The 21,451-nt window shown below is 47.5% G+C and carries 24 protein-coding genes; 8 read left to right on the top strand and 16 right to left on the bottom strand.

Features of this window, described 5'->3' with window-relative positions; translation table 11 throughout:
* Positions 1–720 precede the first annotated feature (720 nt).
* The gene (locus G499_RS0107625; protein WP_026999454.1) at positions 721–1,611 is read left to right on the top strand and encodes a Ppx/GppA phosphatase family protein; all 891 of its coding nucleotides are present in this window, start codon (positions 721–723) and stop codon (positions 1,609–1,611) included.
* Positions 1,612–1,737: 126 nt separating this feature from the next.
* Here the strand turns inward: G499_RS0107625 and G499_RS21015 are convergent, their stop codons facing one another.
* The 3 genes from G499_RS21015 to G499_RS22400 form a co-directional block, all read right to left on the bottom strand.
* Entirely contained in the window at positions 1,738–2,445 is a 708-nt protein-coding gene (locus tag G499_RS21015; protein WP_026999453.1) for a leucine-rich repeat domain-containing protein, read from the bottom strand.
* Positions 2,446–2,465: 20 nt separating this feature from the next.
* Entirely contained in the window at positions 2,466–3,515 is a 1,050-nt protein-coding gene (locus tag G499_RS0107615; protein WP_026999452.1) for a patatin-like phospholipase family protein, read from the bottom strand.
* Positions 3,516–3,639: 124 nt separating this feature from the next.
* Positions 3,640–3,768 (bottom strand): hypothetical protein, encoded by a 129-nt coding sequence (locus tag G499_RS22400; protein WP_281171858.1) that lies wholly within the window; start codon positions 3,766–3,768, stop codon positions 3,640–3,642.
* A 76-nt stretch (positions 3,769–3,844) separates the two neighbouring features.
* Here G499_RS22400 and G499_RS0107605 point away from each other — a divergent pair, with 76 nt between their 5' ends.
* Complete coding sequence (locus G499_RS0107605; RefSeq protein ID WP_051296056.1) at positions 3,845–4,729, top strand: DUF481 domain-containing protein; 885 nt, start codon at positions 3,845–3,847, stop codon at positions 4,727–4,729.
* On the opposite strand, the gene G499_RS21010 is transcribed toward G499_RS0107605, so the two are convergent.
* Both G499_RS21010 and G499_RS0107595 read right to left on the bottom strand, forming a co-directional pair.
* Entirely contained in the window at positions 4,713–5,552 is an 840-nt protein-coding gene (locus G499_RS21010; protein WP_051296053.1) for an MBL fold metallo-hydrolase, read from the bottom strand. The genes G499_RS0107605 and G499_RS21010 overlap by 17 nt on opposite strands.
* A 335-nt stretch (positions 5,553–5,887) precedes the next feature.
* Positions 5,888–6,217, bottom strand: a complete 330-nt coding sequence (locus tag G499_RS0107595) for a DMT family transporter (protein WP_026999450.1) — start codon at positions 6,215–6,217, stop codon at positions 5,888–5,890.
* 105 nt (positions 6,218–6,322) lie between these two features.
* Here G499_RS0107595 and tatC point away from each other — a divergent pair, with 105 nt between their 5' ends.
* Entirely contained in the window at positions 6,323–7,216 is an 894-nt protein-coding gene (gene tatC, locus G499_RS0107590; protein ID WP_081413688.1) for a twin-arginine translocase subunit TatC, read from the top strand.
* Between the two features lie 119 nt (positions 7,217–7,335).
* Here tatC and G499_RS0107585 read toward each other — a convergent pair whose 3' ends face one another.
* Positions 7,336–8,370, bottom strand: coding sequence for a Smr/MutS family protein (locus G499_RS0107585; RefSeq protein ID WP_026999448.1), 1,035 nt, complete (start codon positions 8,368–8,370; stop codon positions 7,336–7,338).
* A 149-nt stretch (positions 8,371–8,519) separates the two neighbouring features.
* On the opposite strand from G499_RS0107585, the gene G499_RS0107580 reads away from it, so the two are divergent.
* Positions 8,520–9,098, top strand: a complete 579-nt coding sequence (locus G499_RS0107580) for a MarC family protein (protein ID WP_026999447.1) — start codon at positions 8,520–8,522, stop codon at positions 9,096–9,098.
* Between the two features lie 172 nt (positions 9,099–9,270).
* Here the strand turns inward: G499_RS0107580 and G499_RS0107575 are convergent, their stop codons facing one another.
* Both G499_RS0107575 and G499_RS0107570 read right to left on the bottom strand, forming a co-directional pair.
* Positions 9,271–9,987 carry a hypothetical protein gene (locus tag G499_RS0107575; protein ID WP_026999446.1) on the bottom strand — a complete coding sequence of 239 codons (717 nt, stop codon included), beginning with the start codon at positions 9,985–9,987 and terminating at the stop codon, positions 9,271–9,273.
* A 122-nt stretch (positions 9,988–10,109) separates the two neighbouring features.
* Positions 10,110–10,868 carry a M15 family metallopeptidase gene (locus G499_RS0107570; protein WP_026999445.1) on the bottom strand — a complete coding sequence of 253 codons (759 nt, stop codon included), beginning with the start codon at positions 10,866–10,868 and terminating at the stop codon, positions 10,110–10,112.
* Positions 10,869–10,916: 48 nt separating this feature from the next.
* On the opposite strand from G499_RS0107570, the gene G499_RS21725 reads away from it, so the two are divergent.
* The gene (locus G499_RS21725) at positions 10,917–11,090 is read left to right on the top strand and encodes a Lacal_2735 family protein (protein ID WP_035726813.1); all 174 of its coding nucleotides are present in this window, start codon (positions 10,917–10,919) and stop codon (positions 11,088–11,090) included.
* Between the two features lie 37 nt (positions 11,091–11,127).
* On the opposite strand, the gene G499_RS0107560 is transcribed toward G499_RS21725, so the two are convergent.
* The 5 genes from G499_RS0107560 to G499_RS0107540 all read right to left on the bottom strand — a co-directional run bounded on the left by G499_RS0107560 (position 11,128) and on the right by G499_RS0107540 (position 14,206).
* Entirely contained in the window at positions 11,128–11,316 is a 189-nt protein-coding gene (locus G499_RS0107560) for a hypothetical protein (RefSeq protein ID WP_026999444.1), read from the bottom strand.
* A gap of 68 nt (positions 11,317–11,384) precedes the next feature.
* Positions 11,385–11,687: a hypothetical protein gene (locus tag G499_RS0107555; RefSeq protein WP_161627714.1), complete on the bottom strand. Its 303-nt coding sequence runs from the start codon at positions 11,685–11,687 to the stop codon at positions 11,385–11,387.
* Between the two features lie 272 nt (positions 11,688–11,959).
* Positions 11,960–12,694 carry a ribonuclease III gene (rnc, locus tag G499_RS0107550; protein ID WP_425387248.1) on the bottom strand — a complete coding sequence of 245 codons (735 nt, stop codon included), beginning with the start codon at positions 12,692–12,694 and terminating at the stop codon, positions 11,960–11,962.
* A 7-nt stretch (positions 12,695–12,701) separates the two neighbouring features.
* Complete coding sequence (gene fabF / locus G499_RS0107545) at positions 12,702–13,955, bottom strand: beta-ketoacyl-ACP synthase II (RefSeq protein WP_026999441.1); 1,254 nt, start codon at positions 13,953–13,955, stop codon at positions 12,702–12,704.
* A 14-nt stretch (positions 13,956–13,969) separates the two neighbouring features.
* Entirely contained in the window at positions 13,970–14,206 is a 237-nt protein-coding gene (locus G499_RS0107540) for an acyl carrier protein (protein WP_026999440.1), read from the bottom strand.
* A 286-nt stretch (positions 14,207–14,492) separates the two neighbouring features.
* Here G499_RS0107540 and G499_RS0107535 point away from each other — a divergent pair, with 286 nt between their 5' ends.
* From G499_RS0107535 to G499_RS21005, 3 genes are read left to right on the top strand one after another with little or no spacing between them, the layout of a single operon-like run.
* Positions 14,493–15,101: a hypothetical protein gene (locus G499_RS0107535; RefSeq protein WP_026999439.1), complete on the top strand. Its 609-nt coding sequence runs from the start codon at positions 14,493–14,495 to the stop codon at positions 15,099–15,101.
* Positions 15,102–15,160: 59 nt separating this feature from the next.
* The gene (locus tag G499_RS19110) at positions 15,161–15,853 is read left to right on the top strand and encodes a peptidoglycan DD-metalloendopeptidase family protein (RefSeq protein WP_035726811.1); all 693 of its coding nucleotides are present in this window, start codon (positions 15,161–15,163) and stop codon (positions 15,851–15,853) included.
* A complete protein-coding gene (locus tag G499_RS21005) occupies positions 15,846–17,285 on the top strand; it encodes a serine/threonine protein kinase (protein ID WP_081413687.1) in 1,440 nt (479 codons plus the stop codon). Before G499_RS19110 ends, G499_RS21005 begins: the two co-directional genes overlap by 8 nt.
* A 14-nt stretch (positions 17,286–17,299) precedes the next feature.
* On the opposite strand, the gene G499_RS0107520 is transcribed toward G499_RS21005, so the two are convergent.
* The 3 genes from G499_RS0107520 to G499_RS0107510 all read right to left on the bottom strand — a co-directional run bounded on the left by G499_RS0107520 (position 17,300) and on the right by G499_RS0107510 (position 21,438).
* Positions 17,300–18,025, bottom strand: a complete 726-nt coding sequence (locus tag G499_RS0107520; RefSeq protein WP_026999438.1) for a hypothetical protein — start codon at positions 18,023–18,025, stop codon at positions 17,300–17,302.
* 241 nt (positions 18,026–18,266) lie between these two features.
* Entirely contained in the window at positions 18,267–20,399 is a 2,133-nt protein-coding gene (locus G499_RS0107515) for a tetratricopeptide repeat protein (RefSeq protein ID WP_026999437.1), read from the bottom strand.
* A gap of 364 nt (positions 20,400–20,763) precedes the next feature.
* On the bottom strand, positions 20,764–21,438 hold the full coding sequence (locus G499_RS0107510; protein WP_154658354.1) for a vWA domain-containing protein: 675 nt from the start codon (positions 21,436–21,438) through the stop codon (positions 20,764–20,766).
* Between the last annotated feature and the right edge of the window lie 13 nt (positions 21,439–21,451).

Below are 21,451 nucleotides of genomic sequence, written 5' to 3'. Positions count from 1 at the left end.
AAATAAGTAACTATTTAGGTGGTATTATTTGACGCAAATCTCTCATTATCAACTAGTTGTTTTTTGTTATATAGTTCGGTTTTAAACAAGCTTATTTTATAAATCACTAATTATCAAGTAGCTGTATTTTGACTAAATTCCTAGGGTTGAAACTCATTCTCTTGCAAGTATCTAGTAATCAAGTATTTGAGTCTCCTAAATAGCTACCAAAATAAGCAAGTATTGGGATATATTTGAGCGCAAATTGCCTCTTCAAATCGCAATATTGAGCTGTGCAACGCATAAAACCCAACAAAATACAGTCAACTGTGACTATGGTCGTGATAGGACTTATCATGATACTAGAGCTGATAGGGTTTGTCCTAGGGTATAACCTTTATAGTTGGGTCTGAAGGGAGGAGTAGTCTCAGAAAATCAATACAAAGCGCTTGTTTAGCTACAAATAATTTTTGTATGGGTTTACACAAGCCTGAGCATGGTGTCGGTCATTACGTTTATTCATTGGTTTAGACGCGCTTATTACAATCTCCATCAGCGGGTAGAAGAACCAGGTATTGAGTCTTTACTGCTGTTGGCAGAGCCCGATAAAAACATCACAACTGATGCCTAAGGCAAATTTTTTCGTTACATCTACGTTAACGGAGTATTGAACGGAGTACCAAAATCCGTTTTTTTTTGTAACTTTGACTTACACTAAAGTTGCACCAAACCCCATCGCTTGTGAATTTAGCTGCCATAGACATCGGCTCCAACGGCGCACGCCTATATATCAGCCGTGTGATAGAGGAAGAGCCTCAACCCACACTCAAACAAGTTGAATATGTGCGGTTTCCACTACGCTTGGGTAAGAGCGTTTTTGAAACCGGCAAAATAGATAAAGAAAAACAGCAAGAAATGCTCAAGCTGATGCACGCCTTCAAACTTTTGATGGATTTGCATCAAGTCGAAGACTATCTAGCTTTGGCTACTTCTGCTATGCGCGAAGCCAGCAACGGACTCGATATAGCCAAAAAAATAGAAGACCGCTTCGGCCTCCAAATCCAAATTATTGATGGCAAACAAGAGGCAGAATATACCGGACAGGTGATTGGTAGTCTGCTGGATGCCGACAAAAACTACATACACATCGATGTCGGCGGGGGAAGCACAGAGCTGAACTATTACATAGACCGACAAAAAGTGGCCACGCAATCTTATGAAATAGGCTCTATACGCAATGCGCAAAGCACTTCTTTCCAAGAAAAACTAAAAGCCTTAGAAAGCTGGATTCGAGAGCAGCTTCAAGTCAACCCCAGTCCCACTCCCTTGATGGCCATCGGGACTGGAGGGAATATCAACAAAATAGCCTCGATGCTCTCCAAAAAGGGAGATATCTTGCCCATTGACGAAATCCGCACGATCCGCAATTATGTGGCAGCCTTTGATATCCCTACTCGTATCCATAGGCTTAAGCTCAACCCCGACCGTGCAGAAACGCTGCCGCCAGCTGCAGATATTTATATCTCGGCGATGGAAGCAGCCCAAGCCTCACAAATGCTTGTGCCGGACGTAGGGCTCAAAAACGGCATTATGCAGGCATTGTTGCAGAAAAACCTAGCCAACAAGGTATAAGGGAGCATTCAACTCTACCGATGTTGTGGCAACTACGTTGCTAAAAAAGACCTGAAGAAGTGAGATTGTTAGGGGTTATCCAAAAATAAATTGAATACCCCTAAAGCGTTACAAGTAAATACCCACTCAACAACGCCGTTGGCTCAGCAAGGGTGTATCTCTCAAACTTGGAGGGATAAACAACTCTGTAGGGTTGCCATAGAGGCATAGTGGATTGAGCAAAGGGAGCATTCCCAACCCTTCGGGTAAAGCCTCCAGCTGATTATAAGTTAGTTGGAGGCTTCGCAAGCGCTGGAGTCGGCCAATACTCTGGGGTAGCTGTTTGATAGCATTGTGGCTGATATTAAGCACTTCGAGCGCTGAGAGCTGGGTTAGGCTCTCAGGCAGCGAAACGAGCCTGTTATGGCTGATGTGCAACATTTTGAGCTGTCTTAGTTGCCCAAGTGCTTGGGGGATGGCGTTAATTTGGTTATTACTCAGGTATAGGGCTCGTAGCTTGGGTAAGGCCGTAATCTGGATAGGAAAATGTGTCAGCGTGTTTTGGTCTAGCGACAAAATTTGCAAATTGCTCAGATAGGGCAAGGCCTCTGGCAGTTCTTGAATATTTCGGCTGTTGAGAAACAGCATATCTACCTCATATAGCGGACGATGTAGGGTGTCGGGTGCATAAGCCGCCAACCAATCGACCAAATTACGGAAACTGGCAGGGCTATAGCCCACCTGTTCCTCAAAAAGAGCGGCATAGTGATGATGCGCCAAACTCAAGGCAAGGTAGATATTATCAACTTGGCCGCTGTGTAACAAGGCGAGTATCTTGGAGAAGTGCTGAGGCATAAGAAAATCAACGAAGGAAATCAGGCATTGGCAATAAGCATATCTACGACACGGTCGAGGGTAGCATCGTGAATTTCGGCGGTTTCAATGCCGGCGGCGGCCAAGGCCTTCAGGTTTTGTTCGGAGGCATCGTCCATACTAGGCTTGGCATCACCAAAGATGGGGTCTATACGGATGTACTGATGGGGTGTACCGACGGCGTCGTACATCTGTCGGAGCTGATAATCAACCGTTTGTGACACCCCATTCATCATCATGTCTATTAGCGGCTGAATCCATTCTGCAATACCCCAATTTCGGATCTTTTGGTATTCATACGAAGTAGAGTTATTGCCTGTTCCGAGCGAAAGAATCAGCATATCGGCTGCGTTGGGGTGTATTTTCTCCTCCCCAAAATCCATTTGCCGCGCTTCGGCATACGCACAGAGCGTAGGGTTATTGGCAAAAATACCCCCGTCTATCAGCGGGTAGTGCACTCCCGAAAGTGAAGTTACATTGGCTGCCGGAAAATAAGTAGGTGCGGCAGAGGTCGCACGGGCAACCTCACGAACGTAAAAATCGTGGCCTAAATTGCCTCGTTTTAGCCCTTCTAGAGCGTTGTGTTGTGTAAAAAACTTAGGTCGGCAGCGCTGTACATCGTATGAAGTAATCAAACAAGGCTTGACCAACTCGCTCAGTTTTAGGTCTCCCAGATATCCTTGTATTACAGATTCAATGGCCTTAGCAGGGTAGCGTGCATTCAGAATCCCCCGAACAGTACGTAGCCCGTGCCACAACGGTACATCAAAAATGGCACTTCCATTTTGGAGATAGAGCGCCACGGCCTCCTCAGCCCCAAAACGTGGGCGGCTAGGCACTTCCGTGCTGGGAGTAAGCAAGAGACAGGTCAGGATACCACCAGTGCTAGTGCCGGCCAGAAGGTCAAAAAAATCAGCCAAACGGGCATCAGGATTGCCTGTGCGCAGGCGCAGCTTATTTTCAAGCGCTACAAGGACTTGCCCGGGTAAAATTCCTCGAATTCCTCCGCCATCGATAGAAAGGATGCGGGTTAGTTTTTTGTTGCGGTTCATATTGTTCTGGGTTTGGTGTGGGAGCAACGCCTAAGCACATACGCAGCCTATGTATGAAGGTTGGTATGAGGGTAAAGATAATTTTTTCTTGGCTTGGTGAGATAAAAAACGAACTATATCTCTATCAGATACCAGTTTTTTTGGCTTCCATTCCTTTTTCTTGAGTATCCCACAAACCGTTGTCGGGCAGGCGGCCTTCTTGAATTGCTTGGGCTGCTTCATAAACGCAAGTAGGGGATTGGTAAATTAGCACACATTAAGCCCCAACTCGCACGGGGCTGTTGCGTATGTTTGCTTGTTGCTAATTTTTACCCCATCATATACTCACAATGAGACACACACATACTTTGGTAAACAATACGCTCCACTATTTGGCAGCGTTGTTTTGTTTTGGGTTGATACCTCAGGCTATTCTAGCCCAAACCACAGACAGTTTGGCGCTGCGCCAAATCGACTCTCTCCAACAAGTGATACGGACCTTGCAGGCCGACCCAGCGAGCAATACTACACTCAACACCGTACAGACACAAGTGGTGAAGCCCAACCCCAACTTGCGCGCACGCTTTACAGGACGAGGCTTGGCTACTGCCGGAAACATTGAACGGATATTGGTCGAAACAGGCCTTAGCTTATCTTATGAGCGCCCCGGGTCGGTCTTTAGCTTTGATATGAGCCCCCGCTATGTATACGGCAGTCAAGCAGGAGTACTGGCTGAGCGAGATTATAGTACTGATCTCAACGTGGGGATTTTTCACGAACGCCGCTTTTATGGCATTGCCTTTGGCTTTGGAGAGGTGAGCAACTTGCGTAAAATCAAACTGCGTTATCTTGCCGGGGCGGGCTTGGCTTGGCGGATTATCAAAACGAACAACTACAAGTTTTCTATCAGCAATGCCATTATGTACGAAACTACTGATTTTGACTCCCCGGAGCGTGAAGACATCAGCGTATGGCGTAATTCTACCCGTATCAAAGGGGAATACCGATTTTTTTCCAACAAGCTCATCTTCAGACACATAGCCTTTTTACAGCCTGCCCTCGATAAGGATAACTTTCGTTGGAATGGCATCGCTTCGTTGGAGTTGCCCCTCTCAGCTTATTTTGCCATCCAGACAGCCATCGAAAACTCTTTTGAGAGTGTGGTAGTAGAAGGCCGTAAAAATAACGATACCCGTTGGACGATAGGTTTTACCATCTCTAACTGGCGGCGATAAGCGCTGTTATGGGCGCATCCAGCAGCCCCTGAATGAGATAGCGCGCCCGTACATCGTCCCAAGTCCACAGGCGGACGAAGAGGCTGTCGGGCAGCTTGACCTTACGTTGGATAGCGCTCAGACCATAACCTTTGCGGTGCCAATAATTGGCTTCTTCGCGCAGCGCTTGTAGGTAGGCTAGTTTTTCGGCCAAGGCTTGTTTGCCTTGGGTGAGACGAGGATTGTGGGCACAAAAAAGCACGTCAAAATCATATTGCAGCACCCGTTCGATAGAAGCCATCAATTCTTTGGGGTTTTCGTCGCGGCGGGTGTATTTTAATTTACCCAAGAACAAATCTCCGGCAAAGAGCCAACCTTGTGAGGGCTCCAGAAATGCGTAGTGGTCGGGGGAATGGCCGGGGCAAAAAAGCGGTTCCAGCCGATAGTGTTCCGTTTCGATGACTTCAGGTAGGGGCTGTATGTCTGTCAGCGGTGTTGCCGCCCCAAAAGCCCAATGTTGATAAGGGAGTATGGGAGGCAAATCCTGCATCAACTGCTGAGTAAGCATCCCGGCATACACAGGCGCTTGGGTTTGTTGGGAGAGTGCGGCGGCATTGCCCGAGTGGTCTTCGTGGTAGTGGGTGAGCAAGATGCTATGTATAGGCAACGACTGTAAGGCCGACAACACCTGAGGCTGCATCCGGCGTTGTGCGGTATCAATTAATACACCGTCGAGCCAATAACAGTGTACCTTTAGAAAAGGCAAAAGTCGGGAAGGGCTATAGCCAAATTCAAAAAAATGTACTGCATCGTATTGGTGGGCTTGGGAATGTCTAATCGCCATAGGGGTAGTCTCTTTGGAACAAAAATAGTAAGTGATGGTTTAAAACACGGCTCATTGACACCAAAATAAAACCCCTAAGCTCATAATTCGATAGAAATATGATTTTTAGACGCTATATTTCCCATCACTAATCTTTGCTTGATTATGCAAAGCCCAGGCCTCTGGACATTTTTGGAAAAGTAGCTCGGAGTTCCAGCTCCAAGACAAGCTCAGACCTTATTTTGGGGGTAAAATAAGACTTAGCCTGTAGTATTAACTGTGGGATTTGAAAAATATCCAGTGGCGTGAATAAGTCTTTAATTCAGTGGATGTGTAGGAACATACAACCACCAGTGCTAACCCTTCGTAACGGCTTTCAGCCCGATGATAGAAGCAATAAGCGTCGCCAAGAAAAACATTCGCCAAAAGGCCACCGGCTCTGCAAAAAGCCAAATTCCCATCACCACCGTTCCTACTGCGCCAATGCCCGTCCAGACGGCATAAGCAGTGCCGATAGGCAGTACTTGGGTAGCTTTCCATAAAAGCAGCATACTCACCGTTAGGCAGAGCGCAAACCCTACATACCAATAAATCGCTGTAGCTCCTTCGCTTTCTTGTGCCTTGCCGAGGCAGGTAGCAAACCCGGTCTCGAAAAGCCCGGCTATGACCAAATAAATCCAACTAATCATCTTTGTTTTGTTTTGCGTTGCAAAGATAGGGTTTATGAGCGCTTTTTTACTCCAAAGGCATTGTGTAACTTTGTAGTCTACTTGATTTCCGCCCAAAAATATATGAAACAACCTGCCAAACTAGGACTGATAGGACACGTAGCCCAAGCCCTACGCCAAAACCGCCAAGAGGCGGCTACTACTGAGAAAGAAATGAGCTTCATTGACCACCTCGAAGAGCTGCGTTGGCACCTCATCCGCTCTGGCGCTGCCATTTTTGTGTTTGGCATTGCCGCTTTTTTGGCCAAGCCTTTTGTATTTGGGGTGGTGATTTTGGGACCTTCGCGCACAGATTTTTGGACTTATCAAGCGCTCTGCCAACTAAGCGAATTATTACAAACTAAGGCGCTGTGTATCAATCAACTCAACTTTACGATTCAAAGCCGACAGATGGCAGGTCAGTTTATGATGCACTTGACCTCCTCGGCGGTCATCGGCCTTATTCTAGCATTCCCTTATGCTTTTTGGGAAATATGGAGCTTTATACGCCCTGGTCTTTATCCTGCCGAACAGAAGGCCGCCCGTGGCGCTACTTTTTTTGTCAGCCTGTTGTTTATTCTGGGCGTGTTGTTTGGCTATTATATCATCTCGCCCTTGTCTATCAACTTTTTGGCAGGCTATACCCTCGATCCTTCTATCATCAATGAGTTTGATATCATCTCCTATGTATCTACCCTGACGAGCATTGTGCTGGCTTCTGCTATCTTGTTTCAGCTGCCGGTATTTGTCTATTTTTTGGCTGCGGCGGGGCTTATTAGCGCCGCATTTTTACGTACTTATCGCCGCCATGCCATTGTGATTATCTTAGTGGTCGCGGCGGTGTTGACCCCTCCGGACATGTTCAGCCAAGTATTGATTTTTCTGCCCTTGAGTGTGCTCTACGAAATCAGTATCAGTATTACGGCACGTGTCGAACGCAAGCGTATCAAATCTTTGGGAATGTCTACTACTGAATGATGAGGATACCGACAAGACACCAATATATGAGGGTGTGCCTGAGCGAAGTTTTACTATTTCTGAGCAACCTATAAGGTTTTCAAAACCTTATAGGTCTGCGGCCAAAAGGCGCTATTTCACTAGATAGCCACTAAAGTAGCGCCATAGCCAAATTTTTCGCGCTTTGCGTCTTGGTAATGGCGGATATGAGGATGCTTGCTTAGGCGGCGGTGAATCTCTTGACGTAGTTTGCCGTTGCCTACACCGTGTATGAAAACCAGCTCTGTTATTCCGGCAGCAATGGCTTGGTCTAGGTAGCGCTCAAAAGTATCGAGCTGTAGGGTCAGCATCTCCGCATTGTTCATTTTAGCGTAGTGTGGTGTCAACTTTTCGATATGGAGATCAACCTCCTTGAGATTGTGTGTGGCGGCTTTGGAGCTACTCTGAGGGACTACCAGTTCATCAGTCAAGCTATTGGGAGCCAACAGTTGCTCTCTTAGGCGTATGGGGTCTACGCTTGGTTGGGTTGGGGCTTCCTCATCGCTAAGGTGTACCTGTATGTCTACCTGCACTTGCCAAGGGCTATCCTCACGGTCGAGCTGTAGGGTATAGGCCTGCTTACCCAAGATAGGTGCTTCTTTCTTGCTCTTGAAAAAACTGTTGGCCTTACACTTGAGCTTGCGATAAAAGGGGGTTTTGTGTTGATGTTTGCCCATAGCAAAATAAAGTGCTTGGAAAACAAACACTCCCCATTGCTCAAACTGGTCGAGCGAGAGGCTGTGTACTTTTTGGGTTTTGCGTTTACCCAAAACGCCTGCATAGAGGCCATTGTGTAGGCTATCACGTTCTTCGGACACACTCAGGCAGAGGTCATAATCCGTATTATTGATAAGGTATAGCGAAAGCTGCTTATCATTTACAGGCACAAAAGCCGCATAAAAGCCCTTTTGGCTCATTACCTGAGGCTTGGCGGCTTCCTTAGGGCTGCTGGCTTCTTTGTTGGGTGTACCAAATCGCTCTCCTTCTTCTTTGGCAATGGTTACCAGTTCGGTTTTGAGTACAGGAATCGTAAAACCATCTTCTATTTCTACTTCTACCAGCTTTGGGTCTATCAAGCGGGTGATAACTCCTTCTTCGCGCCCGTGTAAAAGGCGTACGCGGTCTCCGATATTCATATTTTTATAGGGTTTGAGTGTGATACAGGGGGTATTTGGATGCTCAATGAGCCATTCCGATAATTAACCATTATATTTGTGCTGCGCCAAGCGCACAACTAAAAACAATAATATAAGCAAAGTTAGCACAAAATTAAGTTATGCTGGATATGTTCAACTTCAAAGAGATTATGTCGGTATCTCTAGTACTTTTTTCGGTGATTGATATTTTGGGTTCTATCCCCATTATTTTGGACATCCAGAAGCGCCAAGGGCATATTGAATCAGAGAAGGCGACCATTGTGGCGGGGGTACTGATGTTTGTTTTTTTGTTTTTGGGGGATTCTATTTTAAAGCTTTTTGGGATTGATATCGCCTCCTTTGCCGTAGCTGGCTCTATCATTATTTTTGCTTTGGGTATCGAGATGGTCTTGGGCATCACACTTTTCAGAGAAGATGCCGAAGAGCAAAGTACTTCTACGATTGTTCCTTTGGCTTTTCCGCTCATTGCTGGAGCCGGCACAATGACTACGCTCATCTCGCTCAAAGCCGAGTATGAGCAAGCCAACGTGATGGTGGGGGTAGTCGTCAACCTGTTGTTTGTGTATTTGGTGCTTAAGCTTTCCAAACCTATTGGGCAGCGGCTGGGCAAATCAGGGCTTAATATCCTGCGCAAGGTCTTTGGCATCATCTTGCTGGCCATTGCTATCAAGCTATTCAAAACTAATATTCTCCCTACGCCTGTTTAGGGATTGTTGATGCCGTTGGCTGTTTTTTAGGGGCTACCTAACCGCAGGCACAAAAAAAGTTCCGATCGCCAAGTGGCGTCGGAACTCCGGGTATATAAACACACACCTGTTTATAAAGGTCGAATAAGTAGATAGCTGGTAAAAGAAAAGCCGGTTGTGGATGGGAGGTATTTTAATGGCATTTTTTAAGCAAATCTCTAGCAATCTTCACAGCTAGGGCTATATTGGCTTCCTCATCGGCTTCAACTTGCGAGCGAATGCCAAAGAGTACATTTTTATGGGCTACCAAGAGTGTCTTATTGAGCACATCCCATCGAGCTGCATCGCCTACCTCGGGCACATCCAAAATCTTGGTATTATAGCTGATTTGTTTCTCTAGGCCTTTGGCTATTTCACGTTCTTGTGGGCTGAGGAGATCATCGTTTTGTGCTACCGGGCGCACGGCCACTCGCTCTTCTGTCCGATACAATAAAGACAGATACTCTGCGGCGCTTGCGCCATCATAACCATCAACAGATGAGCCTTCTACAAAGGTTGTAAACCCGCTGATGCCCAAAAAACCACTTTCTGTTTCGCGCCAGCGTACGCCAGCCGTCCCTTCTACGGTACGCTCCCCCAAAGTCCAAGTCCAAATAGCTTTATTGAGATATCCATTTTGCGGACCTTGATGTGAAGAGGTGTTAAGTGTTGCGTCTTCACTTAGGCTGACATACTGGCCTACAAACGACTTGGACATCAATTGCTCTAATTTGGATTGTTGATTGGCCAAACAAGACACTGCGCCGGCCTCACTCAAGCCCGATGTTGCGTCTTTGTCGTTGGTTTCTCCGCCGCTTTGGCAGGCTGATACCAAGCCGGCGAGTAAGATGAAATAAAAGAACTTTCTCATAACGGTTGTCTTGTTGGTATATAGGTTTGTACGAGATATTTTCGGTGAGTGTTGCGTATTATTCGACAAATGTACAAATAATATCGGTAAACCAAAAAACAACTAATTTTTTTTCGACCAAATTATAACAGTTCCGGCCTATACTCAAAGTGCATGGTGTCGTAGTGATACCATTTGCCCCCCCATATAAAGCCGTGTTGCTCAAAGACTTCCACAATTTCCCAAGGAATCCGATTTTTGTATACCAGTGCTTGGCCTTTGGGTGCCCACTGCCAATAGTCCGAATAATTGACATTGATATCAATGGCAATGCCGAAGCTGTGGGTGCTGAGGTTTTGTGTGCCGCTGACGAAACGCCAGTTAAATGTACCCGCAGGGTTGTTGAGGTATGGGTGTAGGTGAGGGCGCTTGTCGAGTATATTGGCGACAGCTTGTAGTTTCTCGGCCACTCCGTTGAGCTGGGTTACATATAAGGTTTTGTTGATGCTAGAAGGCAACCAGCGCACAGCCACGAGGTGTTGGCGCACGGCTTGCTCGCTAGCGCCATACATTTTCCTAAAAAAAGCTTCACATCGTATCCGTCCGGGGTCTTGGTTGAGGGCAGGGGTAGGATAGGGGTATCCTTTGGGGTAGGTTTGTGAGAGCTGGTCTTTGAGGTCGGCGTTGGCTAGGCGCTGCTCAAAACTTTTGCTTCGCCCGTCGTCAATCAACATCCGGGTACCATCTTTCCAGATGAGTTCGTTTCCTTCTACTCGCAATAAAAAATCGGGGTAAGCTTGTACCAGCTTTTGTGCCAGAGGGTTAGGCGCAGGGGTGGGGCTGATGCCACTCCAGCAGAGACAACACAGACTGAGGCAGTACCAAAACATTTGTCGGAACATAGAAGTTGGGTTTTTAGATGTTATATAAACCAAAAGCCCAAGATACTTATGTTTGGAATATTCAAGAAAAAATCGCCCATCGAAAAACTACAAGCGCAGTATAGCCGCTTGATGCAAGAGTCGCACAAGCTTTCCCATACCGACCGCAAGGCTGCCGATGCTAAAGCGGCTGAGGCCGAGGCTATCGGCAAGCAGATAGAGGCACTGAAGGCGCAGCAATAACAGCAAAAAGCCCCCTGCGGTGCAGAGGGCTGATGTTTTACTCGTCCGCAGTCCATTTGCCCAAAGGCGGCAGGCTGTGCGGCTGATGTGGGTGCTGTAACGGTAACGAAGTGCGTGGCGGCGGCATCTGCTGCTTGATGGCTTGTACATCGGCTCTAAAACTTTCTAAGAAAGCCCTGAGCTGCTGTTCGAGAGCCGCCAATTGAGCTTGCTCTTCTGGAGTCATAAGTGGGGGTTTAGGTGAGAGAATCGACTGCCAACGGCAGTAACGGTGCCCAAACCTACCCATACAGGCTAAGCCTGTGTAGACTCTTCGTAGTAACTTAGGTAGTCAAAAATCTTTTTGTCTAACTTTTGTACGTGTGGCAGGCGCTGATGTTGCGCATGCTGCCGAAGATATTGGCTATAGACCAATAATGCATCGGAAATGTAAGACAGCTCATCCATCGAGATACGCAACTTGGCCGGACTTTCGGGCATAGGAGCGGGCTCTGAGGGCAGCGCGTGCATTGAGGATTCGGGTACGGGGCTAGGAATTGCTAATTTTGTGAGCAATCCGTAGGCTGTTTTTAAAGGAGCAGACCAAACTTGTGGCATAGGCAATGGCAATTAAGTTAGAAACATTGAAAAGGTAACAAATAAACGATTATTGAGGTAACATTGTAAGACAAATATACGCATAATCTATCAAAGACAAAGCGACTTGTGCGCCTTTTTTTGAGGCATCAAGGCAAGTGCCTGAATGATAGATTGTTTATTTTATTGGCAAAAGCCGATAAAAGTAGCGATTTTGGGGTAATAAAATAGGAGCTTTTCTGTAGGCGGAATAACTACAAAAAAGCCCCTTAGGCGAGTGGAGACTCAGAAAATCAGCCTATTTTGAGTATTTCGCAAGATTTTTCGGCAGCGGCTTGTTCTGCCTTTTTCTTGCTAAAGCCACTGCCTGTGGCGATGGGTTGGTCGTCGATATAGACTTCAGCGATAAACTCTCGCTGGTGTTTTTGCCCTTTTTCGGAGATGATGGCGAAGCGCAGTTTTTTGTTCTCGCGTTGCGCCCACTCAATCACCAAGCTCTTGAAGTTTTTGTTGTTTTCTATTACTTCATCCAAGTCGAGGTGGATTTGTAGGATACGCTCTACCACAAAAGTGCGTGCGCCTTGATAGCCTCTATCGAGGTATACAGCGCCTACGAGGGCTTCGAGCGCGTCGCCGCCAATAGATTTATGAGAAAAATGCCGTCGGCTGCCCTCAAACTCTATCAGGGCCATCAGCCCACATTTGCGTGCGACTTCATTGAGTGATTCGCGGTTGACGATTCGGGAGCGGATTTCGGTCAGGAAGCCCTCTTCGCGAAATGGGTAGCGTTTGAAGAGATACTCGGCTACAATAGCGCCCAAAACAGCATCACCGAGGTACTCTAACCTTTCGTTAGACTCCCGCATGCCTATTTCGTTGACCTTGGAAGCTGAGGTATGCCGCAAGGCCAGCTGGTAGAGCGATAGATTAAAAGGCTTAAAACCCACCAACTGTTGGATGGTGAGTCTAAGCCTTTTTTCTTCAGGAGTATATCGTTTGAATAGTTGCGCTATTTTTTTGACTAGCAGAAGCACATTACTCATCCAATTTTTTGAAGATGACAGAGAAGTTATGCCCTCCAAAGCCGAAGGTATTGCTCAGTGCATAACGCACCTCACGGGCTTGGGCGGTATTAAAAGTAAAGTTGAGGCGGCTATTGAAGCTTTCGTCGTCGGCAAAGTGGTTAATCGTAGGCGGAATCATTTGGTGTTGAATCGCCAAGATACACGCAATCGACTCTACGGCTCCGGCAGCGCCGAGCAAGTGCCCTGTCATAGACTTGGTGGAGCTGATATTAAGCTTGTAGGCGTGTTCGCCAAAAACGCGCTCAATGGCTTGTGCTTCGCTCACATCTCCTAGCGGAGTAGAAGTACCGTGTACATTGATATAATCAATGGCTTCGGGTTGAATTTGCGCATCGCGCAGCGCGTCAATCATCACATTGGTAGCGCCTATGCCTTCGGGGTGTGGGGCAGTGATGTGGTGTGCATCAGCTGACATTCCGCCGCCTATGATTTCAGCATAAATCTTAGCACCACGGGCTTTGGCGTGCTCATACTCTTCGAGGATGAGCGCTCCTGCGCCTTCACCCAAGACAAAGCCATCACGGTCTTTATCAAAGGGGCGCGAAGCCGTTGCGGGGCTGTCATTACGCTCTGAAAGCGCTTTCATGGCATTGAAGCCCCCAATACCGGCCTCAGTAACGGCTGCTTCAGAGCCTCCGCTTACAATCACATCTGCCTTCCCGAGGCGTATGTAGTTGAAAGCGTCTACCAAGGCATTGGTAGCCGAAGCACAAGCCGAGACGGTGGTAAAGTTCATCCCACGGAAACCATAGCGTATAGAGATATGCCCTGCGCTAAGGTCTGCAATCATTTTTGGGATAAAAAATGGGTTGAAGCGGGGCGTGCCATTGCCTTGGGCAAAAGCCATTACTTCCTCTTGGAAGGTTCGCAAGCCGCCAATGCCCGACCCCCAGATAACCCCCACACGATCTTTGTTGATGGTGTTGAGGGGAAGTTGTGCGTCTTGGACAGCCTCATCTACGGCTACCAAGGCATACTGGACAAACCAGTCTACTTTGCGGGCTTCTTTCTTGTCCATAAAGTTATGGACATCAAAGTTTTTGAGCTCACAGGCAAACTGTGTCTTAAACTTCTCAGGGTCAAATTTGGTAATGGGTGCGGCACCACTCACTCCGTTACGCAACCCCTCCCAAAAGGCAGGGGTATTGTTTCCAATCGGTGTGAGTGAGCCTAACCCGGTTACTACAACGCGTTTGAGGTTCATGGAGGAGTAACGGTTTACTTCACGTGTTCTTCAAGGTAAGAGATGGCATCTCCTACAGTACCGATTTTCTCGGCGTGGTCATCAGGAATAGAAATTTCAAATTCTTTTTCAAATTCCATGATAAGCTCTACGGTGTCGAGTGAGTCAGCGCCCAAATCGTTGGTAAAGCTTGCTTCAGGAGTAACCTCTGCGGCATCCACTCCCAATTTGTCGATAATGATGTTCTTAACTCGTTGTGCGATGTCAGACATTGTATGTACCAGTTTTAGTTCTTAAAAAAACACTGCAAAGAAATAGATTAAAAGCAATATAATCAAACATTTGTCCAACAATTAAGCGGTGTTTTTTTTAGCCGCCGTTAGTTAGTCAACTGACTATGAGTACATTAAATCTGATATTTGTAGGCTATCAAAGCCACAAATAGGGTTGCGGACAACGTTCGTTGTTTCGATTTCGAAGTTCTAATATAGGCTTTTTGGCGCAAACACAAAAAGCTTTGGCCTAAAAAGTGTAGCTTTGTTGGTTGATACTAAACCTATGTTTTTGCTTTTTATGAGGAGTGCCAAGCCTGTTTTATGTTTGCTGGTGTGGATAAGCCAGTGGATGTTTTTGTGGCTGATAATGGGGGTGGAGTTGGGTATGGCCCAAAGTGCCGGTGTCCAAGAGGGCGAACTGCGCTTTGTGAAAGATTATTACCAATACATCCGGCAGAAAATCACCCGGGAAGAGTATTATCTTTATGAGCAAGTACTCAATACCTTCAAAAACCGCGTTCCCGAAACTGGCCAGTGGGTACAGAGCCACGAGCGCTATTTTTTTAGCTATACCGATGCCGGCACCACCTTGCTCAGGGCAGTGATGATTCGGCAGGAGCGGGAGGGGCTGTTGCGGTATGAGGAGTTTGTTTTTGACAATGACGAAGCCCTGATTTTCTACAGTGAGGGCAATACGCCGGTAGAGGCTTCGCCCAAGCGCTTGCTCAAGATTTACTTTGTTGGGCTGCGCTTGTTGGATTGGGAAAATGCCCAAGGTCAAGACCAAACTGCCGGGGTGATGATAGCCGACAAAAGCGCTCAAGTGATGGAGCGGGCGATGCAGTTGAAAGAAAAATTTGCCCTTCAGCAGCATTATTTCAAAGATTTTTGATTTTTTGCACTAATTTCGTGGCTAAGCCCCATCGAACCTTTCTCATTTGCGCAAACCCCATGACCAAAGCTCAGAAAGTCCATCAAATACTCCAAAGATACCAAGCCGCTTTTTACTGTCCAGTACCATTAGACAAAGACCAAAAGCGCCTATTGCCCTTTGCTATGGATACGGCTGAGCAGGCCGGTATTGATACGCTTGACTCAGAGGCGTTACAAACCTACATTACTACTCAAATCACAGAGAATCAGGCTTGGGCCGCCTTTGGCGGCTATGGCGAAAGGCGCAGGATGTATGAGCGCAGCCCGTTGTTTAGACAGCCCGACGGAACTTATCGCTCCATACACCTGGGTATAGACATCTGGATGCCACCCGGAACAGAGATATACAGCCCTTGGGAGGCCGAAGTACACAGCTTCTCGTTTAGGCCGGCTCTGGGAGATTATGGAGGGGTGATTATCCTAGAACACCGTATCGAAGGGGTTGATTTTTATACGCTTTACGGCCATTTGAGCAAAAATTCGCTAGCCTCATTGCGTCCATACAAGGGTTTTAAGCGTAGCGAGGCCATAGGTCGGTTGGGCGATATGAGCGAAAACGGAGGCTGGACTCCACACCTGCACCTCCAAATTATGGTATCTCTCGATGGTTTGGAGGGAGATTATCCCGGGGTGGTGGCTGCTGACCAAGCAGAGGCATATCTCCAAAACTGCCCCAATCCGCTGTATTTGTTGAACCAAAACCTTGCCTAAAACCCAACTGTTGTTGGGGCATGCGCCTATGCCATCATTACCATCCATACATCATTACCAACTCTTGCAAATATTGGGCGAAGGGGGGATGGGCAAGGTATACCTTGGCGTACACCAGCGCATCGACCGGAAAGTGGCTATTAAGGAGCTGAGTCACAGTTTTTTTAGTAATCCTGCTATCCGTGAGCGATTTGAAAACGAAGCAGCAGTGTTGGCCAATTTGGAACACCCCCATATTGTCAAACTCTACGACTATGTCGAGACGGAGGCTACGGCTTACCTCGTGATGGAGTATGTAGAAGGACTTGCGCTTGACCAATACATCAGCCGGTTTTCGGGACCTATTCCGGAGAGTAAGGCAGTTTATTTTTTTGAACAATTGCTTGAAGCCTTTGCCTATGCCCACCAAAAAGGCATTGTACACCGCGACATCAAGCCGTCCAATATTATGATTACGACCCAAGGCCAAGTCAAGGTATTGGACTTTGGGATTGCCAAAATCACAGGCAGCTCAGAGCACCACCTCACCCAAGCCGGCACCAAGATGGGTACGCTCTACTATATGAGCCCAGAGCAAATACGCGCTCACTCGGTAGACAGACGCAGTGATATTTATTCTTTGGGCGTAACATTGTTTGAGATGCTTACAGGGCAGTGCCCATATTCGCGCAACTTGTCGGAGTTTGACATCAGCCTCAAGATTGTCAATGAGCCGCTGCCCCGGCTACAAATGATGTATCCTGCCATAGCTGAGCGGTGGCAGTTGATTATTGATAAGGCCACAGCCAAAAACCCCATCAAGCGCTTCCAAGATGCGGCACAATTTGCGCGTGCTATTTCGGGCGAAGAGCCGGTATCGCCTTTTGAGCTGCGCAATACCCAAGAGCCACCCCAAACGATAGAGTGGGTCATCACCCCTACGCACGAAGAGGAGCCAGAGCCGGAAGATATAGGGGCTATCACGATGCCTGTCGAAGAAGAAGCGACGACAGTTTTTACAACCACTAACGACGACAAGACCATCACCCGACCTGATGTGGGTATATCGCCCTTACAGAATGTGTTTGGTGTTTTGACCTCCGATAGTCTGACTTTTCCCAAAGGCAAAGACCTCTTTGTCAAGGGCAAACCCGAAACCTTGGCCTTGCAGAAGCTCTCTGCTGTGCGCCTCCAAACACACCGGGAGTGGTTTACGGGCAGTATGGTGTTGGGTATATGTCTGTATATCTGTGTGGTATATCCTCATTGGCTGACAATCAGCCTCGCCTTGGCGGCAATGGCGGCGGCATGGGTTTTGTTCAGCCAGTTCCCGACCTTGATTTTGGTGCGTACAGATGCACGGCGGCTCAAGCTGACAGGCTGGCCTTGGCAATATGCCCAAGCGCAAGCGATGGCGCAAGCACTTCAGGAAGTGCTGAGAGGGGAGCGCTAGCGCCACAAAAGGCGTTATTGGAGCCTCAGTCCTATTTCTAGCTTGGTACAGACGAGCCGGTGGATGGTCGTCATCATTTTCTTGATAAGTTCCGGCTCTTGGTCAAAACGTGTTTGGAGCAGGGTTTCGAGTTGGCGCGGGTGTGTGCCTGTTACCCAATCAATGATGAGAGGGAATCCGTAATCTGTTTCGGCTTGGTCGAGTGTGGTTTTGTATAGCTCGTAATAGTGTTGGTAGAGTGTGATTTCCTCGTGAAACTCAGGGCTGAGCAAGCCGGGCAGGTCATCAAAAAGTTTTTCGGCAGCTCGAAGCAAGATTTGAAACGACAAGGTTTTTTTGTGATAATTGAGGACTTCTACAAACTCTTGTGGCTGTGCCTGAAGGGTTTCGCTTTGGAGGCGGGCCTTGAGGTGGTGGCTGAAGAGCGCGTGAATGGATACTGAGTAGCGGTCGTATTTTGTACCTAAGCCCTTCATATCCAGCAGTTCGCCGTGTTGGCCTACCTCATAGTCCATCATCTGACGAAAGATGTATTCTTCAAAAGGCAATAGCTTGGGCTGTGTTTCTTGGATAGACTCCATAGAGGTGTAGTACCCTCCATAGTTACACTTGATATGGGTGTTTTTGCGGTTATAGGTAATCTGACAATAGAGTGGATAGGCAATCCCTTGGGGGGTATCTATGGGTTTGATATGTTCGTTGAGAAAAAACTTTATCGTAATTTTTTTGGGTTTCTTCATAAGAGGTTATTCAGTAAATAACTTACCCATTTCCAAGGAGGGTAAAGGGGTGATGTATGTATTCCACATCCCGAAGGGATGAAATGTTTATAGCACGTTAGGGCGTTTAGCGACGTGGGGCGTATGTCTGGTACATCATTTGGCTATCAAAATCAGCCACCTACAGGGTCGATTAATGGGACAGTTTTTTGAATGCCCCCTAAAATCTTGGTGTGCAATGTTGTTAGATGGTCTTTGGGAATCAGCTCACGCCATACTGCAGGCCTATGACCAAGACATCATCGACTTGTTCGTGCCCCTCCATCCAAGTTTCAAATGCGGCTTCTAGTGCTTGTTTTTGTTCGGGCATAGGCAGGGTATGGATACGCAACAACAAGTCCTTGAAGCGGTGTAGCTTATACTTTGTCCGCCGCCCATCGAGCGTACCAAACTGGTCGTGATAACCATCAGAAAAGAGGTAGAGCGTAGTAGGTTGGTCTACGCTGATGGTGTGTTTGGTATAGAGCACTTCGTCGTCGGTATTGGTAATGCCGCCAATAGAGAGGCGGTCGCCTTTGACGTGGTGTAGCTCTCCTTGTTGGACATAAAGCACCGACTGCTTGGCGGCGGCCAACTCTATGATGGGCTTATCTTTGTAGACCACACAGATAGACATATCCATCCCATCCCAGATAGACAATTCTTTTTGTTTTAGGGTGCGGCGGATTTCGAGGTGCAAGAGGCGCAACACTTCCTCGGGGGAGACAATGCCCTGAAAGAGTACAATTTTGTTGAGTAGCTCATTGCCAATCATACTCAGAAAAGCTCCGGGCACGCCGTGGCCGGTACAGTCGATGGCAGCGATAATGCTCATCGATTCTCGCTCGTGAAACCAGTAGACATCTCCCGAGACGACATCTCGCGGGCGGAAAAAGATAAAAGACTCAGGAAAAGTTTCTTTAATGGCGCGCAGTTGTGGCAACATTGCTTCTTGGATATGGGAGGCATAGGCGATGCTATCGCGAATGATCCGGTTGCTTTTGCCTACCTCTTCTAGGACTTCTTCGAGGTGTTGGCTTTGGGCTTCGAGATGGTCTCGTTGGATGGCAATTTCCTCTTTTTGTTGCTCTAGCTGGTGGGTTTTGAGCTCTACCTGTGCTTTTTGTTCTTGCAAGACCTTATTGGCCTTTCGGATAATTTGGTTGGCGCGATAGAGCACCACTGCCAAAATACCGACCAAGATCAGTGTCAGGCTGACTCCCACCACGGCCAAGCCTTGGTTGCGGATAACCCGTTTGCGGTAGGCCAGCTCAGTGTCTTTGATGCGTTGTTCTTTGCGCAAGAGCGCATTTTCTTTTTCCTTGCGCTCGGTATCGTAGCGGGTCAGGATTTCGACAATCTGACGGGATTTCTGCTCCTGAAAGGCCAGTTCTTTGAAGCGGAGGTAGGCTTTATAATGAAAGAGGGCATTGGCGGGGCTGTTTTGCCCTTCCCAGGCCTTGGCCATCAGTTCGTGGCTGCGGGCCTGTCCTTCTTTATCTCCCAGATTTTGAGCCACTTGCAAAGCCCGCCGACCGCTGGTGAGCGCTTGGGGGTAGCGGGTGTCGAGCAGGAAAAAAGCCGCTTGGGCATTGTAGGTGTTCATAATCCCCCTGAAGTCATTGAGTGCTTCATAGAGGCGGATGCTTTCTTCCAAATGAAAAGCCGTTTCAGTAGCCTTGGCCATTTCGGTGTAGAGCAAGCCTAGCTGTAGGTGGGAGGCAGCCATTGCTTGGCGGTTGTTGAGCGCCGTACGAATATCGAGTGCTTGTTGATAGCAGCGTTGGGCATCAACATAATTTTTTTGGTCTTTGTGCAATACGGCCAAGTTGTTGAAAATACCGGCGGCTATTTCCGAAGGCTGGGCTTCTTCTCTGAAAGGCTTCAGCGCCTCTTCGTAATATTGTTTGGCTTGGGCATAATCTCCTTGTTTCCAATAAGCTAGGGCGATACTGTTGAGGGTGGTAGCCAGTCCTCTGTTAGTACTTGTTTTGCGCAAAATCTTGAGTGATTGCGTTTGGTACTCTAGGCTTTTTTGGTAGTTGCCTTCGATATAAAAAATAGTACCAATGCGTTTGAAGGCTTGCGCCTGCCCTTGTTCGTAGGCTAGTTGGTTGCTCAGGCTGAGCGCTTTTTGGGCATATTCGAGTGCTTGAGATAGTTCTTGTTTGAATATATGGCGTTGTGCCAACTCATTGTATACCTCCACCTTGGTAGAGTCGTCAGTATTGGACTGAATCAGGTTTTCGAGGCTTTCGGTGGAGAGCTTATACAGCACTGACTGCCCCCCGCTTTGGGCGTACAAAAAGGTGTTTAGGCTTGCCAAAAGCCATAAAAAGGGTATCAGTCGCTTCATCCTTGGGAATACCTTGTAGAGAGTTGGGTGCCTATATACTTCGTGGTGGCAATGATGGGGTGAGGTTGTTGATAATATGTACGCAAGCTTTGTACCACTCCCAAGAATGGTTGATACAAAGTGGGGAAAAGCTGCTCAGGGGCGCTTCTCAACCGTTGACACATATATACAAAATCAACGCAAAAATGGCGCATAGATGCGGCTGTAAAAACAAAGACTATTGATGCAAAGCTAATAGTTTTAGCCTAATTTCATAGAACTAGGCAAGGGAATTTTGACAATGGGCTTTGCTAAAAGGATGGGCTTTCTGAAACCAACTGGCGCAGAAAGCCCATCTATACAGAGTTTATGATGTGCTTTGGGGTTAAAAACTGATTTGGTTATTGGCCGCTGTGTTAGAGATTGATTGGCTGATGAAATTAATCATCTTACGAATTTCGGCTCCAGAAGTACCTACTTTGGCCAAGTGCTGCAACCCCATCGCTTGTTGGGCTTGCTCAAACTGCGCGGCATTGCCCACGCCAAAGAGGATGGTTGTAAACGAAAAGGCATTACTCTCCTTGGCTAGGATATCGCCCAGCGCCTGTTTTACTTGTGCGGCGCTGAAGCGCGAGCTGTTGTCCATCCCGTCTGTAATGACAAAAACCAAGGTTTTGGCCATCACGCCTGAGGCTTCAAGGTTTTGGCGGTAGTCAAGTGCCATTTCTAGCCCCAGTTTTACGGCATCGTGTAGGGCGGTGCCGTGGCCTTGGGGTTTGAACTGCATCTTGGGGATTTGCTTGATGGGCTGAAAGCCGCTTTTGACCTGTACCTTTTCCGAAAACTCTACCATAGAAACCATCAGTTGGTCGGCTACGTGCGATTTCTGCATTGTTTCTGTAAAGTCATTAAAGGCGTGGTTCAGGTCTTTGACATAGGCCTGTATCGAGGGGGAGACATCAATGGCAAACACAGCATTGATGGTTTCGTCTACTTGAATATCGGCAGGGTCAAAGTTATTAAAACTTAGGTTGAAATCCATTGAATCGAATTGGCTCATCTTTTGGGCGAGT

Origin of the sequence: Eisenibacter elegans DSM 3317 (genome assembly GCF_000430505.1) — a bacterium.
Lineage (GTDB): Bacteria > Bacteroidota > Bacteroidia > Cytophagales > Microscillaceae > Eisenibacter > Eisenibacter elegans.
Note: the sequence above shows the minus strand (reverse complement) of the source record. Positions and strands in the feature narration are given on the sequence as shown.